Origin of the sequence: Bacillus mesophilus (assembly GCF_011008845.1) — a bacterium.
Classification (GTDB): domain Bacteria; phylum Bacillota; class Bacilli; order Bacillales; family SA4; genus Bacillus_BS; species Bacillus_BS mesophilus.
In genome coordinates this window covers 411321-426227 of the sequence record NZ_JAAIWM010000002.1, presented here as the reverse complement: position 1 = coordinate 426227, position 14907 = coordinate 411321, and the positions used below count along the sequence as shown (strand labels likewise).

Annotated in this window: 17 protein-coding genes and 1 riboswitch; of the genes, 13 read left to right on the top strand and 4 right to left on the bottom strand. The window is 36.6% G+C overall.

Annotated elements, in window-relative coordinates; translation table 11 throughout:
• Positions 1 to 39: 39 nt before the first annotated feature.
• From comGA to G4D63_RS07565, 9 genes are all read left to right on the top strand, one after another.
• Positions 40 to 1104, top strand: coding sequence for a competence type IV pilus ATPase ComGA (gene comGA, locus G4D63_RS07605; RefSeq protein ID WP_163179036.1), 1065 nt, complete (start codon positions 40 to 42; stop codon positions 1102 to 1104).
• A complete protein-coding gene (gene comGB / locus G4D63_RS07600) occupies positions 1091 to 2122 on the top strand; it encodes a competence type IV pilus assembly protein ComGB (protein WP_163179035.1) in 1032 nt (343 codons plus the stop codon). Before comGA ends, comGB begins: the two co-directional genes overlap by 14 nt.
• Positions 2123 to 2135: 13 nt before the next feature.
• Entirely contained in the window at positions 2136 to 2444 is a 309-nt protein-coding gene (comGC, locus tag G4D63_RS07595; RefSeq protein ID WP_163179034.1) for a competence type IV pilus major pilin ComGC, read from the top strand.
• A complete protein-coding gene (gene comGD, locus G4D63_RS07590) occupies positions 2428 to 2874 on the top strand; it encodes a competence type IV pilus minor pilin ComGD (RefSeq protein ID WP_163179033.1) in 447 nt (148 codons plus the stop codon). The genes comGC and comGD overlap by 17 nt, the downstream gene beginning before the upstream one ends.
• A complete protein-coding gene (locus G4D63_RS07585) occupies positions 2861 to 3208 on the top strand; it encodes a hypothetical protein (protein ID WP_163179032.1) in 348 nt (115 codons plus the stop codon). The genes comGD and G4D63_RS07585 overlap by 14 nt, the downstream gene beginning before the upstream one ends.
• Positions 3202 to 3645: a competence type IV pilus minor pilin ComGF gene (comGF, locus tag G4D63_RS07580; protein WP_163179031.1), complete on the top strand. Its 444-nt coding sequence runs from the start codon at positions 3202 to 3204 to the stop codon at positions 3643 to 3645. The genes G4D63_RS07585 and comGF overlap by 7 nt, the downstream gene beginning before the upstream one ends.
• Positions 3638 to 4012 carry a competence type IV pilus minor pilin ComGG gene (gene comGG / locus G4D63_RS07575; protein ID WP_163179030.1) on the top strand — a complete coding sequence of 125 codons (375 nt, stop codon included), beginning with the start codon at positions 3638 to 3640 and terminating at the stop codon, positions 4010 to 4012. The genes comGF and comGG overlap by 8 nt, the downstream gene beginning before the upstream one ends.
• Before the next feature lie 63 nt (positions 4013 to 4075).
• Entirely contained in the window at positions 4076 to 4576 is a 501-nt protein-coding gene (locus G4D63_RS07570) for a shikimate kinase (RefSeq protein WP_163179029.1), read from the top strand.
• Between the two features lie 42 nt (positions 4577 to 4618).
• Positions 4619 to 4813 (top strand): YqzE family protein, encoded by a 195-nt coding sequence (locus tag G4D63_RS07565; RefSeq protein WP_163179028.1) that lies wholly within the window; start codon positions 4619 to 4621, stop codon positions 4811 to 4813.
• Positions 4814 to 4966: 153 nt separating this feature from the next.
• Here G4D63_RS07565 and G4D63_RS07560 read toward each other — a convergent pair whose 3' ends face one another.
• Together G4D63_RS07560 and G4D63_RS07555 are read right to left on the bottom strand one after the other, a co-directional pair.
• On the bottom strand, positions 4967 to 5782 hold the full coding sequence (locus G4D63_RS07560; protein ID WP_163179027.1) for a YqhG family protein: 816 nt from the start codon (positions 5780 to 5782) through the stop codon (positions 4967 to 4969).
• Positions 5769 to 7451, bottom strand: a complete 1683-nt coding sequence (locus G4D63_RS07555) for a DEAD/DEAH box helicase (protein ID WP_163179026.1) — start codon at positions 7449 to 7451, stop codon at positions 5769 to 5771. Before G4D63_RS07555 ends, G4D63_RS07560 begins: the two co-directional genes overlap by 14 nt.
• A gap of 236 nt (positions 7452 to 7687) precedes the next feature.
• Positions 7688 to 7835: riboswitch (glycine riboswitch) on the top strand.
• A gap of 225 nt (positions 7836 to 8060) precedes the next feature.
• On the opposite strand from G4D63_RS07555, the gene gcvT reads away from it, so the two are divergent.
• Genes gcvT through gcvPB form a run of 3 tightly spaced genes read left to right on the top strand, consistent with a single transcriptional unit; the run spans position 8061 to position 11979 of the window.
• Positions 8061 to 9164 carry a glycine cleavage system aminomethyltransferase GcvT gene (gcvT, locus tag G4D63_RS07550; RefSeq protein WP_163179025.1) on the top strand — a complete coding sequence of 368 codons (1104 nt, stop codon included), beginning with the start codon at positions 8061 to 8063 and terminating at the stop codon, positions 9162 to 9164.
• Between the two features lie 15 nt (positions 9165 to 9179).
• Positions 9180 to 10526, top strand: a complete 1347-nt coding sequence (gene gcvPA, locus G4D63_RS07545; protein ID WP_163179024.1) for an aminomethyl-transferring glycine dehydrogenase subunit GcvPA — start codon at positions 9180 to 9182, stop codon at positions 10524 to 10526.
• Entirely contained in the window at positions 10519 to 11979 is a 1461-nt protein-coding gene (gene gcvPB, locus G4D63_RS07540) for an aminomethyl-transferring glycine dehydrogenase subunit GcvPB (protein ID WP_163179023.1), read from the top strand. Before gcvPA ends, gcvPB begins: the two co-directional genes overlap by 8 nt.
• 18 nt (positions 11980 to 11997) lie before the next feature.
• On the opposite strand, the gene G4D63_RS07535 is transcribed toward gcvPB, so the two are convergent.
• Together G4D63_RS07535 and G4D63_RS07530 are read right to left on the bottom strand one after the other, a co-directional pair.
• Positions 11998 to 13143: a histidine kinase N-terminal domain-containing protein gene (locus G4D63_RS07535; RefSeq protein ID WP_163179022.1), complete on the bottom strand. Its 1146-nt coding sequence runs from the start codon at positions 13141 to 13143 to the stop codon at positions 11998 to 12000.
• Positions 13144 to 13319: 176 nt separating this feature from the next.
• Entirely contained in the window at positions 13320 to 13697 is a 378-nt protein-coding gene (locus tag G4D63_RS07530) for a rhodanese-like domain-containing protein (protein ID WP_163179021.1), read from the bottom strand.
• Between the two features lie 213 nt (positions 13698 to 13910).
• On the opposite strand from G4D63_RS07530, the gene G4D63_RS07525 reads away from it, so the two are divergent.
• Entirely contained in the window at positions 13911 to 14747 is an 837-nt protein-coding gene (locus tag G4D63_RS07525) for a lipoate--protein ligase family protein (protein ID WP_163179020.1), read from the top strand.
• Positions 14748 to 14907 lie beyond the last annotated feature (160 nt).

Here is a 14907-nt window from a genome sequence, read left to right as displayed (position 1 = left end):
GAAATCAACTAGCAACTAAAATGAAAGCTGGTGATAAAATTGAGCATGGTAGAGCATCATGCAGAGCGTTTAGTACAAGATGCAATGAGTGAAGGGATCACAGACATTCATTTTGTTCCTCGTAAGGAGGATTGTTTAATCAAGTATCGCTTCGGAAATGATCTTAGTATAAAGGAGAATGTATCAAAGAATCACGCATCCAAACTAATCTCTCATTTTAAGTTTCTTGCCTCTATGGATATAGGAGAGAAACGAAGACCCCAAACTGGTTCCCTCATGTTATCACTTCAACAAAAGCTAATTAATCTCCGCCTCTCAACTTTACCAACTCCCTATGAAGAAAGCTTAGTAATCAGACTACTTCCACAAGATGATCCCTTTCCCATTTCAGAACTTTCTCTATTTCCAAGCACGACAAAAGTATTGCTTTCATTAATGATGAACAAACATGGCCTGATTATTTTTACAGGTCCTACAGGTTCAGGTAAAACCACAACACTTTATTCTCTTCTACATGCCTCAAATAAAAAAATCCACCGTAATGTTATTACTTTAGAAGACCCCATTGAAAAGTATACAGATCACTTATTACAAGTTCAGGTAAATGAAAAAGCAGGAATAACCTATTCAACTGGTTTAAAGGCAATATTAAGGCACGACCCTGATATTATTATGGTTGGTGAGATTAGAGATGAGGAAACAGCTAAGATTGCAATTCGGGCATCTTTGACTGGCCATCTAGTGTTGTCTACTATGCATACTAAAGATGCTAAGGGAGCGATTTATCGCTTAAAAGAATTTAATATATCTCTGCAGGAAATAGAACAAACATTACTAGCGGTTTCTGCACAACGCTTATTTGATCTTAAATGTCCATTTTGTGGAGAAGGCTGCAAAGCTATTTGTAGAAAATTAAGAAAGAGTAAAAGAATTAGTGTGTATGAGCTTTTGTATGGCCATTCCTTATCAAATGTGGTGAGCGAAGCAAATGGATATCATTCAGCTTATTCGTATCCAACCTTTCCAAAACTAATTAATAAGGGTATTGCACTTGGGTTCCTACCCGTAGAGAGTATGGAGGGTTGGAACCATGATCAAAACTAGATGGAACCAAAAGGATCAAGTCAAGCTTCTCAAGCAGTTAAGTGGTCTATTAGAGAGAGGATATCCTCTTCTAGAAGCGTTAACGATTTTAACGTTACATCTACCTATAACAAAGCAAAAGCTCCTTAACGATAGAATTGATGAAATGAAGGATGGTGAAACCTTTCAAGGGGCTTTAGTGAAGCTGGCCTTTCATCGTGACGTACTGGGGTATTTGTTTTTCGCAGAAAGGCATGGAGACTTAAGCTTTGCACTAAAAGAAGCAAGTCAGCTGCTTGAAGTAAAGGCAAACTATCTTAGCCGAAGCATTAAGCTTCTACAATATCCATTAATCTTATTGGGTATTACAATCATACTTATTCTTCTCATCAATATCTTCTTACTACCCCAATTCTCAAGTGTTTTTAAAACAATGGAGGTTGAAAATGGAGTAGGGCTTTCCATGATCCTCTTACTTGCAGAGTGGTTTCCACGCTTGTTTACATGTTTGCTTCTTCTTCTATTTACTCTTTGTCTCTTACTCTTTATTTATTTAAAACGCAAGACAGTTATCGCTAGGTGTGAATTCCTAAGTAAGATTCCTTTTTACGGACCCATTATCATGAAGTTTTATTCTCAGTATTTTGCTATGCAACTCAGTCAGTTGTTGAAGGGAGGACTCTCAGTATACGAATCTCTTTCCGTGTTTGAAAGTCAGGATTATTTTACTTTATTTAAGGAAGAAGCAATCCAAATCAAAAAAGAGCTAAGAGGTGGTGAGTCATTAGCATCAATCATTCAGTCAAAAGCTTATTTTGAGGTTGAATTAGCAAAATCAATTGCTTTTGGTTCTCTTAATGGGGAGTTATCACGTGAGCTTTATCATTATAGTAAGCTATCTGCTGCTTCGCTTGAAGAGTATATAAACCGTAAAATGGCAGTCATTCAACCACTAGCTTTCATCTCGATCGGCCTTATTATAATGGGAATCTATATGGCAATCATGCAACCGGTGTTTCAGATGTTAAACGAATTTTAAGGAGGAAGATAATATGATCAATGAAAAAGGTTTTACTTTAATAGAGATGATGATTGTTTTATTAGTAATCTCCATCCTCATTATGATTACAATACCTAATATAACCACACAGCAAACAGTAATTAGGGGGAAGGGATGCGAAGCCTATATAAATATGGTACAAGCTCAAGTAGAGGCATATAAAATGGAAAACAACACTACATTGAATCCTACTATCATTGAGCTTCATGCGGCTGGGTTTATTCCAAGTACAGATTGTCCAAATGGGGAAGACCTTCAAGTAACAGGCACAGGAGAAGTCGCACTTGTCACAACACCCTAAAAGAAATGGTTTTACATTAATTGAGATGCTTGTCATTCTATCAATCGTCATGACCATAATCAGCTTTTCCTTTTTTCATTTACGAGGTATTTATGAAAAAAAGGTCATCGAGCAATTTTTAGAACAGCTTCAGGAAGATATTTGGCTAGCGCAGCAGTTTGCGATCTCTCACTCAAAAAGCGTTGAATTATCATTTTATGAAAATCAGGATTTTTACGATGTAAGAGAAAGTGGACTCAGGTCATTAATTATTCAAAGAAGTTTCATAAGTGAGATAAACCTTAAAATCTTAACCATTACCAATCCAATCAAGTTTAATTCTAGTGGTAATATCAATGGCTCTGGGGCTCTGTATGTTATGTATCATAATCATACATATAAAATTACATTTTTACTTGGAAGGGGACGTTTTAGGATTGAACAACTCTAAGGGGGTAAGTCTTTTAGAGGCATTAGTAGCAAGCCTCATCTTATTTTTCGTTTTAGCATTACTGATTCCCCAGCTATATACTTTATCACTCGAGAGAAGAAACCTTATGTTGGATAACTTTGCGAGAAAAACCTTAAATGAGAAGCTCTTTATGCAATCAGTAAAAAGAGAACCAGAGCTAAACGAGATTGTATTGTTTGATCGCGTAGCATTGGAGCTAACAATTAAAGGAGAAGCGAGTGATTCCATTCCTAAAAGCTATAGGGGCTGCATTACATGGATCGATTTTTTTAAGCGTGAGAAACAGAGATGCGGGATAGTATCAGAATGGTGATTCAGAATGAAAAAGGGTATACGTTATTAGAAATGCTACTTGTTTTGTCTATTTTTTTAATGGTAAGTTCATTTTTCCCACTATTGTTTTCAGTACTAAGCCAATGGATTGAACAGCCTAGTAGCCTGCATCCTTTTGAGTGGGAGGTTGCAACAGCCCAGATTACGATGGATGTGAGAGAAGCAAATAAAATAGTCATAACAGAAGGAATGGTCACTCTAGAAGGAGCTAATTCGGAATTGATCTCATATGAATCATATGGGGATTTAATGAGAAGAACCGTTAACGGTACAGGTCATGAAGTGGTGATGCAGAATGTGAATTTAACCCATTTCAGCTACATAGATGGTGGTATTTCCATAACAGTGACTGATTTAGATGACAAAGAATATAAAATGAATGTATACCGCTTTGGTGAAGTGATGAACAATGAATAATCAGAAAGGATATATTCTACCATTTGTTATGATGGTTAGTACTCTTCTGTTTTTTCTATTGTCACACCAAGTTTCATTATATGTAACTGAACTACGTTTTTATAAGGAGAAGTTTGAAACCTATCATCTGGAGAGAATGATGCAACAATCAATTGGAGTAGTGAAGCAGAAAACTTCTATTGAAGACTTCTCTCCTGGCGAATTAGTGTTGGATGAGGGGAGAAGTACAATTCAGTTTTCAAATTTGTCCTCTACAATAAAGAGGGTATCTATTACCGTTCAAACTAAAAATAAAAGAAGGGCGAGCGTCATATTACATTATGATCTAGTAGAAAAAAAACTGGTCCAATGGATTGAGGTTAGATAGAAAAATACCCTAGCCAACACCATCATATGTTTGATACGATGGTTAAAAACATAAGGTGAGTGTATGAAAACAATCTATCTAACTGGATTTATGGGGTCAGGAAAAACAACAATCGGAAGGGAATTAGCCCGTTATTTACAACTTCCCGTCATTGATACAGATGAAGAAATTATAAAAGAAACAGGCATATCTATTAATGAAATATTTTCAACATATGGAGAATCGCATTTTAGAGACTTAGAGGTAAAGATTCTTTCTAGTCTTCCAACCCAAAACGTTGTTATTACAACTGGAGGAGGAATAGTTCTTAAAGATCAAAATAGAGAATGGATGAAGAAGCATGGAGTATTAGTATATCTTCATTGTGACTTTGAGGTGATTTGGACAAGACTTCAGCATGACCAAACTCGTCCATTAGTCAAAAATTCTCGTAAGGATGAATTAGAACAACTATATCAATCGAGAAAGAGCGTCTATCATGATTATAATTTGATGATTGATACTTCAGCACTTCAACTTAGTCAAATTGTAAAACAACTAGCAGATATGATTAAAAACGCATAATACAGACTATACTAGTAAAAGCTTAAAATTAGGTGGTTTGTAATGACATTAAATGATTTTATTAAATATCTGACTCAACAATTTGTTACTTATTTGGATAAGCCAAAACAACAGCGCATCCAAACAAAGCAAGACCGTAAGTCTACACAGCCACCACTATTATCACGGTGGTTTGGAATCGTACCGCTTGGATTTATGTTGTATATGAAAAAGGAAAAGAAACAACGTAAAAAGTAGGAAAGCTTGAAACCAAGCTTTCCTACTTTTTTGCTTTTACTTAGAGATTGGTAATTTTGATATAAACCCAGAGTGTAATGGAACGGAAACTAGTATCCTGTAACGAAAATCAACAGGAGGTGTTAAAACAGCGCCAATTTTTCACATTAATCGTTACTGCCTTTTCACCTGAACAGCCTCCTGAGATAAATAAAAAATACCGCCATTTATAATATTTACCTTCACTTTTGGTTCGTATTGCTCTTTAAGAGCTTGTTTCTCAACTTCATAGGATTCAGGTTTTTCTTCAATATCTTCGTAAAAATGATCTAGTAATTTTAAATCTTTTTGCCAGCGGTCCCTAGCTTCAATTGCCCAGGTATGATCGTCATGATCAATAATAGACTGGATCGTTTGTTTAACACGGGTTATCCCACTTTGTGGCTTTATAATTGGCGTTAGTGTGAAACAAAAGTCAGGAATTTTGGGTGTTAAATCTAAACTCACAAGCTGGTCTTGGAAGTGGTCAATGATCATTCCGTTTATCAGACTTAAGCCAACTGATAAAATGACATCTCGTGTTTGATCGGATTGATAAGATATCTTAAGATTCAAACCAAGCCATGGGTGCAAAGGTGTACTCTTTTGAGTAAAATTTGTTTGTTTCACCTGTTCATATAGTCGGATATAACCTGCTAGTTTTTTTGTGGATTGGAAGATTTGATGTAGTCGAGGAGAGCCAAAATAAACAGGCTCTCCTTTCCTATCAACCATCTCTCTAGTAGGATCAGTAATAAAAGATAATTTAGCAGGATTTGGTGTACCCCCGGTTTTTTCTAAGTAATGCCAATAAAAGGGACGATTCATCAATTCCTTATCTAAATCTATTGTTAATTGCACGTCTAAATAACCAACGGCATTTTCAAGAATCTCACATTCGTTTGCAATAAAATAACGTTCTAAAAATCGGTGAATATCATGTTGCTGCATAGTTTTCATCCTTTTCAACATCTTGTTGTGCAAAGTCGATATAAGAAGCGAGGTTTTCCATTTTCACACGTATTTCTCCATCTGTTTTCGAAGCCGATAAAATATCATGAATATGGTCCTCGATATTACCAAAGTCAAGTCTAGTTAGGATTTCATCTAACTCCCCCACAACTCTCTCAAATAAGTTGATCTTTTCATACAGAAGCTTCAGAATATGCTCCTCTACAGTATCTTGGATAGCGAAGTTATAGATATGAACATCCTCTTCTTGTCCAAGTCGATGGATTCTACCAATACGTTGTTCTAATCTCATCGGGTTCCATGGTAAATCATAATTTATTATATGCTGGCAGAATTGAAGATTAATTCCTTCCCCACCTGCTTCAGTCGCAATTAGAACCTGTGCTTTGTTTTTAAAGAGTTCTTTCATCCAGTCTTTTTTTCCTCTTTTAAAGCCACCACGAAACGGTACAGAAGAGATACCATGCTGTTGAAGAAACCATTGTAAATAAAGCTGAGTTGCTCTGTATTCTGTAAATACAATCACTTTGCCATTGATTTCTTTGACCAACTCTACTACCTTTTCTGCTTTTGCATTAGAATTTATTACTTCAATCTTCTTTATTAGATCGTTTACTAATGCTTCAATATAAGGGCTTCCTTCACTTTTTGTTAGCATGTTCTTCAGTGTATAATAGACGGCTTCTCGACTACTGCAAGCTTCCCTTTGTAAAGTAATCAGTGAGAATTGACTACCAATATTGCCCTGAGTACTGCGCTTATGCTGATTAATGGAGTCATATAGGGCGCGTTCTTCTTTTGAAAATTCAATAGGAACGGTTTTTACATGACGTTTTGGCCATTCAATTCCCGTGTCACCACGTCTATTCCGGATCATCACCTTGTTTACAAGTTCACGTAAATGTTCATCGTTGTTTAAAGACCGTTCTTTGGCATTATATGACTCAGTGAAATTAGTTTGGCTACCAAGGTGTCCTGGCTTTAATAGTGATACCAAGTTAAATATTTCTTCTATCCTGTTTTGAATAGGTGTTGCGGTTAATAATAAACAAAACTTTTTCTTTAACATTTGTACAAATTCATAGTTTTTGGTTTTGTTGTTTTTAAGTTTATGAGCTTCATCAATGATAATGAGATCATAATTTTGCTCAAAAATAATATCTCGATGTGGGGCTCTTTTAGCGGTATCCATTGAAGAAACAACGACATCACATTGCTCCCACACATAACTTTTTCTTTGACCAACAGCTGGTATAAAAAACTTCTGATTAAGTTCACTTACCCATTGTGATACAAGGGAGGCAGGGACAAGGATTAATACCTTTTTAACTAATCCCCTAATCATGTACTCTTTTAAAATTAGGCCAGCTTCAATTGTTTTCCCTAATCCTACCTCATCGGCTAGGATAGCTTTTCCATTCATTTTTTCAACTACATTTCTCGCAACTTCCAATTGATGTGGTAGTGGTTCTAAGTTTGGTAAATGCTTGGGGGCTTGTAATCCTTCAAATTCAGGAATTGCAAGATGCTGCTCGATTTCATAAGCCAGCTTATAAAGATCCCATTGCGCCCACGGACCATCATCTTCAAAGCGTTTATAAAATTCTTCTTCCCATGTCTCATCAAATATGACCTCGACGTGCTGCATCAAACACAATCCTTTCCTATTAAATTCATGCAAATTTCCTATATGAAATGATCATAAAAATCCATTTATTATCTAAACTCGAACAAAAATACATAACAAGCAAAAATAGTTAGCTTTTGCCATGAAAGTGTATTGCCCTTAGGCTAGTTTTAATGGTAGGATAAATATAGTTTTTAGTAGAAAAAACTTCGCTTTTTAGATAGTATAGCCATAAATTAACAAAATTATATGAGCGAATGAGAACTAGAGGAGAGACTACTAGTATACAGAAAGTACAAATCACAAAAATGACGTGTATTTTTTGTTAAAAGTTTTACCAGTAGCGCCGAAGGAGCAAGCGAAAAATATCGTGAATCTCTCAGGCAAAAAGACTCTTGTTTGACGCTACTCTGGAGAGAGTTCATAACGCCTATCAGATGAACCACCAAAGAGGAAATGCTAACGCAAAACTTTCAGGTGCCAGGACAGAGACTATTCATTTTATATGGATATCTCTGTCCTTTTTTTGTCTTTTTGAGCAAGATAAGAGAACGGGAGACATATAGACTGAACATTATTTTGCTTTATGGCTATTGAAAAACTTGGTTACATATACAAAGGAGGAACAGTATGTCCCAGCTTAAGCGTACACCTTTATTCGAAGCCTACAAAGAATATGGAGGAAAAACGATAGACTTTGGTGGGTGGGAGCTTCCCGTTCAATTTTCAAGTATTAAAGAAGAGCATGAAGCCGTTCGAGAGCGCGCAGGATTATTTGATGTTTCTCATATGGGGGAATTTGAAGTAAAAGGCCCTGGAAGTTTAGATTTCTTACAAAAGATGATGACAAATGATGTCTCAAAACTTGTAGATGGAAAAGCACAATATACAGCAATGTGTTATGAAAACGGTGGAACTGTCGATGATTTACTTATTTATAAAAGAGCAGATCAGGACTATTTACTTGTTGTAAATGCTTCAAATATTGACAAAGACTTTGAATGGCTTCAGTCTCATTTATTTGGGGAAGTAGAGCTTACTAATGTATCAGAGCTTACTGCACAGTTAGCGATACAAGGTCCTTTAGCAGAAACGATCCTACAAAAAATGACGACAACACCATTAAATGAAATTGGCTTCTTCAGCTTCAAGGAAGATGTTGAACTTGATGGACTAAAGGCGTTGGTATCACGTACTGGATACACAGGTGAGGACGGTTTTGAGATCTATTGCAACACTAATGACGCAACTACTCTTTGGCATAAGATCTTAGAGACTGGCTCAAATGAAGGGATTCTTCCGTGTGGGCTTGGAGCACGTGATACTCTCCGCTTTGAAGCGAATCTCGCTTTATATGGTCAAGAGCTATCAAAAGATATAACTCCGCTTGAAGCTGGCATTGGATTTGCTGTAAAGCTTCAAAAAGAAGCAGACTTTTTTGGTAAAGAGACACTTCTCAAGCAAAAGGAAGAGGGTCTTTCTAGGAAGCTAGTAGGTATTGAAATGATTGACAAAGGAATTCCTCGTCATGGCTATGAGGTTTTTGACGGAGACAACCAAATTGGTTTTGTCACTACAGGAACTCAATCACCAACACTTAAAAGAAATATTGGTTTAGCTATACTAGATCAATCATTTACAAGCTTAGATACAGAAGTAGAAGTACAAATTCGATCAAAGAAATTAAAAGCAAAAGTAGTATCAACTCCATTCTATAAGCGTCCAAAAAAGTAAACGGGAGGAACCAAAATGAAGCATCGCTATTTACCGATGACAGAGCAAGATCAACAGGAAATGCTACAAGCTATTGGTGTTGATTCTGTTGATGAGCTATTCCAAGATATCCCTGAAAGTGTAAGATTTAAAGGTGAATACAAGATTAAGCAGGCTAAATCTGAAACTGCCTTACTAAAGGAACTGACTGAATTAGCAAACAAGAGCATGAATATTAAAGATAATCCTTCTTTTTTAGGTGCTGGTGTATATGATCATTACATTCCAGTAATCGTTGATCATGTGATTTCTCGTTCTGAATTCTATACTGCTTATACTCCTTACCAACCAGAAATCTCTCAAGGGGAGCTTCAAGCTATATTTGAATTCCAGACGATGATTTGTGAGCTTACTGGAATGGATGTCGCCAACTCATCTATGTATGATGGTGGAACAGCTTTGGCAGAAGCAGCAACCTTAAGCGCAGGACAAACAAGAAATAAGAAGATTCTAGTTTCCGGGGCAGTTCATCCTGAGTCTCGTGCTGTTCTACAAACGTATGCAACAGGTCAACGTTTAGAGGTAATTGAGATCCCAGTAACAAACGGAGTTACGGATTTAGAAGCACTAAAAGAACAAATGAATGAAGACGTTGCAGCTGTAGTTGTTCAATATCCAAATTTCTTTGGTCAAATTGAGCCTCTCAAGGAGATTGAAGTGATTGCTCATCAGCATAAAGGAATGTTTATCGTTTCAAGTAATCCGTTATCATTAGGAGCGTTAACACCACCTGGTAAATTTGGTGCGGATATTGTGGTTGGGGATGCTCAACCGTTTGGAATTCCAACTCAATTTGGTGGGCCGCATTGTGGGTATTTTGCTGTTTCTACTAAGTTAATGAGAAAGGTTCCAGGACGTTTAGTAGGGCAGACAACTGATGAAGAAGGACGCCGTGGCTTTGTATTAACACTTCAAGCGCGTGAACAACATATTAGACGTGATAAGGCAACTTCAAATATCTGCTCTAATCAAGCATTAAACGCATTAGCTGCATCAGTTGCAATGACAGCATTAGGCAAAAAGGGAATAAAGGAAATTGCTACTCAAAATATTCAAAAGGCACAGTACGCAAAACGTGCATTTGAAAAAGCTGGTTATGAAATCGCATTTTCTGGTCCTTTCTTCAATGAGTTTGTTGTAAAGCTTCCAGTTTCAGTTAGAAAAGCTAACCTTCAGTTAGCTGAAAAAGGACTAATCGGTGGATATGATTTAGAAAGAGATGACAAGCGGTTAGCCAACCATATGCTTGTGGCTATTACTGAGTTAAGAACGAAGGACGAGATTGACCGATTTGTAAAGGAATTGGGGGATTGTCATGCATAACGAAAACCAACCACTTATTTTTGAATTAAGCAAGTCTGGTCGTGTCGGTTATAGCCTTCCAGAATTAGATGTTGAGGAAGTAAGTTTAGAAGAAGTTATTCCATCTGATTACCTTCGTACAGAAGATGCGGATCTTCCTGAGGTATCAGAGTTAGATATTATGAGACATTACACAGCTTTATCAAGAAGAAACCATGGTGTTGATTCAGGATTTTATCCATTAGGATCTTGTACGATGAAATATAATCCTAAAATCAATGAAAATGTTGCAAGAATTGCTGGTTTTGCACATGTTCATCCACTTCAAGAAGAAGAAACGGCTCAAGGTGCGATGGAATTATTATTTGACCTTCAGGAGCATTTAAAAGAAATCACTGGGATGGATGAGGTTACTCTTCAACCAGCTGCAGGTGCACATGGAGAATGGACGGGGTTAATGATGATCCGTGCTTATCATGAGGCAAATGGAGACTTCAACCGAACAAAGGTCATTGTACCCGATTCAGCACATGGAACGAATCCAGCTTCTGCAACGGTAGCGGGTCTTGAAACAATAACTGTAAAGTCTGATGAGAATGGTCTAGTTGATTTAGAGGACTTAAAGAGAGTCGTTGACTCTGATGTAGCAGCGCTTATGCTGACTAATCCAAATACGTTAGGATTGTTTGAACAGCACATCTTAGAGATGGCTAGCATTATCCATGATGCTGGAGGAAAGCTATATTATGATGGAGCTAACTTGAATGCTGTATTAAGCAAAGCACGACCTGGAGATATGGGCTTTGATGTCGTACATTTAAATCTTCATAAGACCTTTACAGGACCACATGGCGGAGGCGGCCCAGGTTCTGGACCAGTTGGAGTAAAAGAGGATCTTATTCCATATTTACCAAAGCCAGTACTAGTTAAAACAGATACGGGTTATCATTTTGATTACAATCGTCCACAATCAATCGGAAGAGTAAAGCCGTTCTATGGTAACTTTGGAATTAATGTTCGCGCCTATACTTATATTCGATCAATGGGTCCAGATGGATTAAAGGCTGTTACTGAATATGCAGTATTAAATGCGAACTATATGATGAGACGTCTTGAGCCATTCTATGATTTACCATATAAGCAGCATTGTAAGCATGAGTTCGTTTTATCTGGAAGAAGACAAAAGAAGCTTGGCGTTCGTACTCTGGATATAGCAAAACGTCTATTAGACTTTGGATATCATCCGCCTACCATCTACTTCCCATTGAATGTGGAAGAGGCGATTATGATTGAACCGACAGAAACAGAGTCAAAGGAAACATTGGATGAATTTATAAACATCATGATTCAAATTGCAAAAGAAGCTGAAGAAAATCCTGAAATTGTTCAGGAAGCACCTCATTACACGGTGGTTAAACGTCTAGACGAAACAACAGCAGCAAGAAAGCCAATCTTACGCTTTGAAAAGCAATAATGAAGTAAAAAACCTCATCTACCCTTGTAGATGAGGTTTTTTTATACTTGATTCTTTAGTAGATAAGGAATTTAACTGAATAATAAATGAAGTACGCTCGTGAGTAGAGGTACAGGAGATTTCTCCATCATGTTTCTCTACAATTTGCTTGCAGACGAATAAACCTAGTCCTGTCCCTAGCTTTTTTTCAGTAATAAACGGCTCAAAAATAGAAATGATTTTATCCGAAGGAATGCTAGGACCATTATTATGAATGGCTAGGAAAACACGGTCGTCAATGGTATACCCATGAATCTTAATTTGTTTATCGTGCAAAACTAGTTTTAAAGCATCAATGGAATTCATTAGAATATTTAGTAGTACCTGACGAAATTCATCACGATACCCCATAACCTTGAGATCTGGTTCTACTTCTACATCTACTACAACATTATTATCAACGATGGTAGGGTAAAGAAACATTTCCACTTCCTTTACTAGATTTTCAAAGGAAACGATTTCTTTTTCCTTCCCAATCACCTCTTTTTTAGACACTAGTAGAAATTGAGAAATTTGATAATTTAATTGCTCCAGCTCGTGTTGAATCACATCTAAATAGTCAAGGTTAGGGTTTTCTCTTTGTAGTAGCTTGATAAATCCAGTAATCGATGTAAGTGGATTCCTAAATTCATGAACAAAGCTAGAGGCCATCTGACCTAATAGGGTTAGACGATCTTGGTGAGTTTGTTTAATAAATGATTTCTTCTCATTTAAGTCCTGATCTTTTATATCTGTATATTTCTTCACAGCATGATAAATAAATTCATCAAACCAGGTATTAATATGATTGATAATCGGTTGAAGTTCATTTAACGGAATCTGGGAGTCATCAAGATGTTTAAAGATTTCACTTCGTCCTGTATTTACATTATAGATAAATTCACCAATATTAACCCCAGCGTGTGCTCTTTCTTCTGCCACCTTAAATGCTAGCATCTTAAGTTGGTCTTCATTGAATTCATTTCTTAAAAAAGCAGTGATGAGCTCAAACATTCTCTGGCCGTTGGAGATTAAAATATCTTTATATGGATCAGAATTAGATATAAGGATAGTACTTGACCATCTTAGTAAAAATTCTTCGTAATGAGCTTCTAAATATTCACAAAGTCTTTCTTCTACTGTCATGCTTACACCGCCTAATGTTTTCCAGAAAGATTTATAATATATGTATAATACTACATAAATAGCTCATTTCCTCCTTTTACATTAAAAAGTGATTACAGTTTTTAGATAGGGCTACGTACGTTAATTAACAAAAAAAATAGATCCTTGATTTCAAGAATCTATTTTAGCCGATTATTTTATTTACCCTTTTTTATTTTACCGCCCCATAATCTATATCCACCTTTTAGCTGATACAGATCCTTCACGCCTTTTCTTCTTAGAACGGCTGCAGCACGACCACTGCGAATCCCATTTTGACAGTATAAATACACGGGCTTGTCTGGTCTTATCTCTTTATGGCGCATTCTTAGTTGAGATAAAGGGATGTTACGTGATCCAAGAATATGTCCACCTTCAAATTCCTTTGTCTCGCGAACGTCAATTAATTGTGCTTTACGATAACCTTCTCTAAACTGTTCTTCTGTTAAAGTCTTTAAAATCTTTCTTTGATATAAAAAAGTAAAAACGGAATAAGCAATAATTGCTCCAAGTAATATCAACAAAGCTGCTAGCATCAATATCGACCCCTTTTTATCTGTAAAAATATAGTATAACATTATCACTAGTCTCTTGCTTAGCACCAGCTTCAGGTACTTTTGGTTTTCTTTTTCCCTCTCTATTATAGTAGGGTAGTCATAAGATTCAAAGCACTTTTATATTTTCTTTTAAAAATTTGATTAACTTTGATAGACTAATACAAGGCATGACTAAAGTAAAGAGGGTTGAATATGGAAAAAAATCAATGGCGGTATATCTATTCGGGAAGTGGTTCTCCTTCATTCAATATGGCTTTAGATGAAGCCTTGTTAGACTGGCACAGTAAGGGATTAATTCCTCCGACGATTCGATTTTATGGTTGGGATCCAGCAACACTATCGATTGGGTACTTTCAAAAGGTAGACAAGGAAATAGATTTAGAAATGGTTCGAAAACATAATCTTGGATTTGTAAGAAGACCAACTGGTGGACGTGGTGTCCTACACGATCAGGAGCTTACATATAGTGTAATTGTATCTGAGGATTATCCTGGGATGCCTAAAACAGTTACAGAAGCATACCGGGTAATTTCTGAAGGCGTTTTAGAAGGATTCAAGCTTTTAGGGCTAGATGCTTATTTTGCGGTTCCAATGACAGATGATGAAAAAGAGAGCTTGAAAAATCCGAGATCGGCAGTTTGTTTTGACGCACCTTCCTGGTACGAGCTAGTCGTAGAAGGACGCAAAGTGGCTGGAAGTGCCCAGACTAGGCAAAAGGGAGTCATTTTACAACACGGTGCAATCTTACTAGATCTAGACGAGGATTTACTATTCAATTTATTTAAGTACTCAAATGAACGAGTGAAGGAAAGAATGCAGAAAAACTTCAAAAATAAGGCAGTTACTATTAATGCTTTACGTGAAACTCCTGTTTCTATAGAGGAGGCAGTTGATGCCTTTAAGCAAGGATTTGAAAAAGGGCTACAGATTGAACTCGTTCCTTATGAGTTATCACCCCAGGAACGAGCCGAAGTAGAAGAGATTGCAAAGACCAAATATGAAAGTGATGACTGGAATTTTAGAAGATAAGGAAGAGTTGCTATTATTTTTAAGTTGTTGTCCTTCATCAATATGATGAGGGACATTTTTTGTTGGGCTTACTGAGACAGATGTTAATCATTTTTATCAGTTTTGCCTACATTCTTTAATTAACTTACTATCAGAAATTTCGATTCAGCAGATTGCAAGG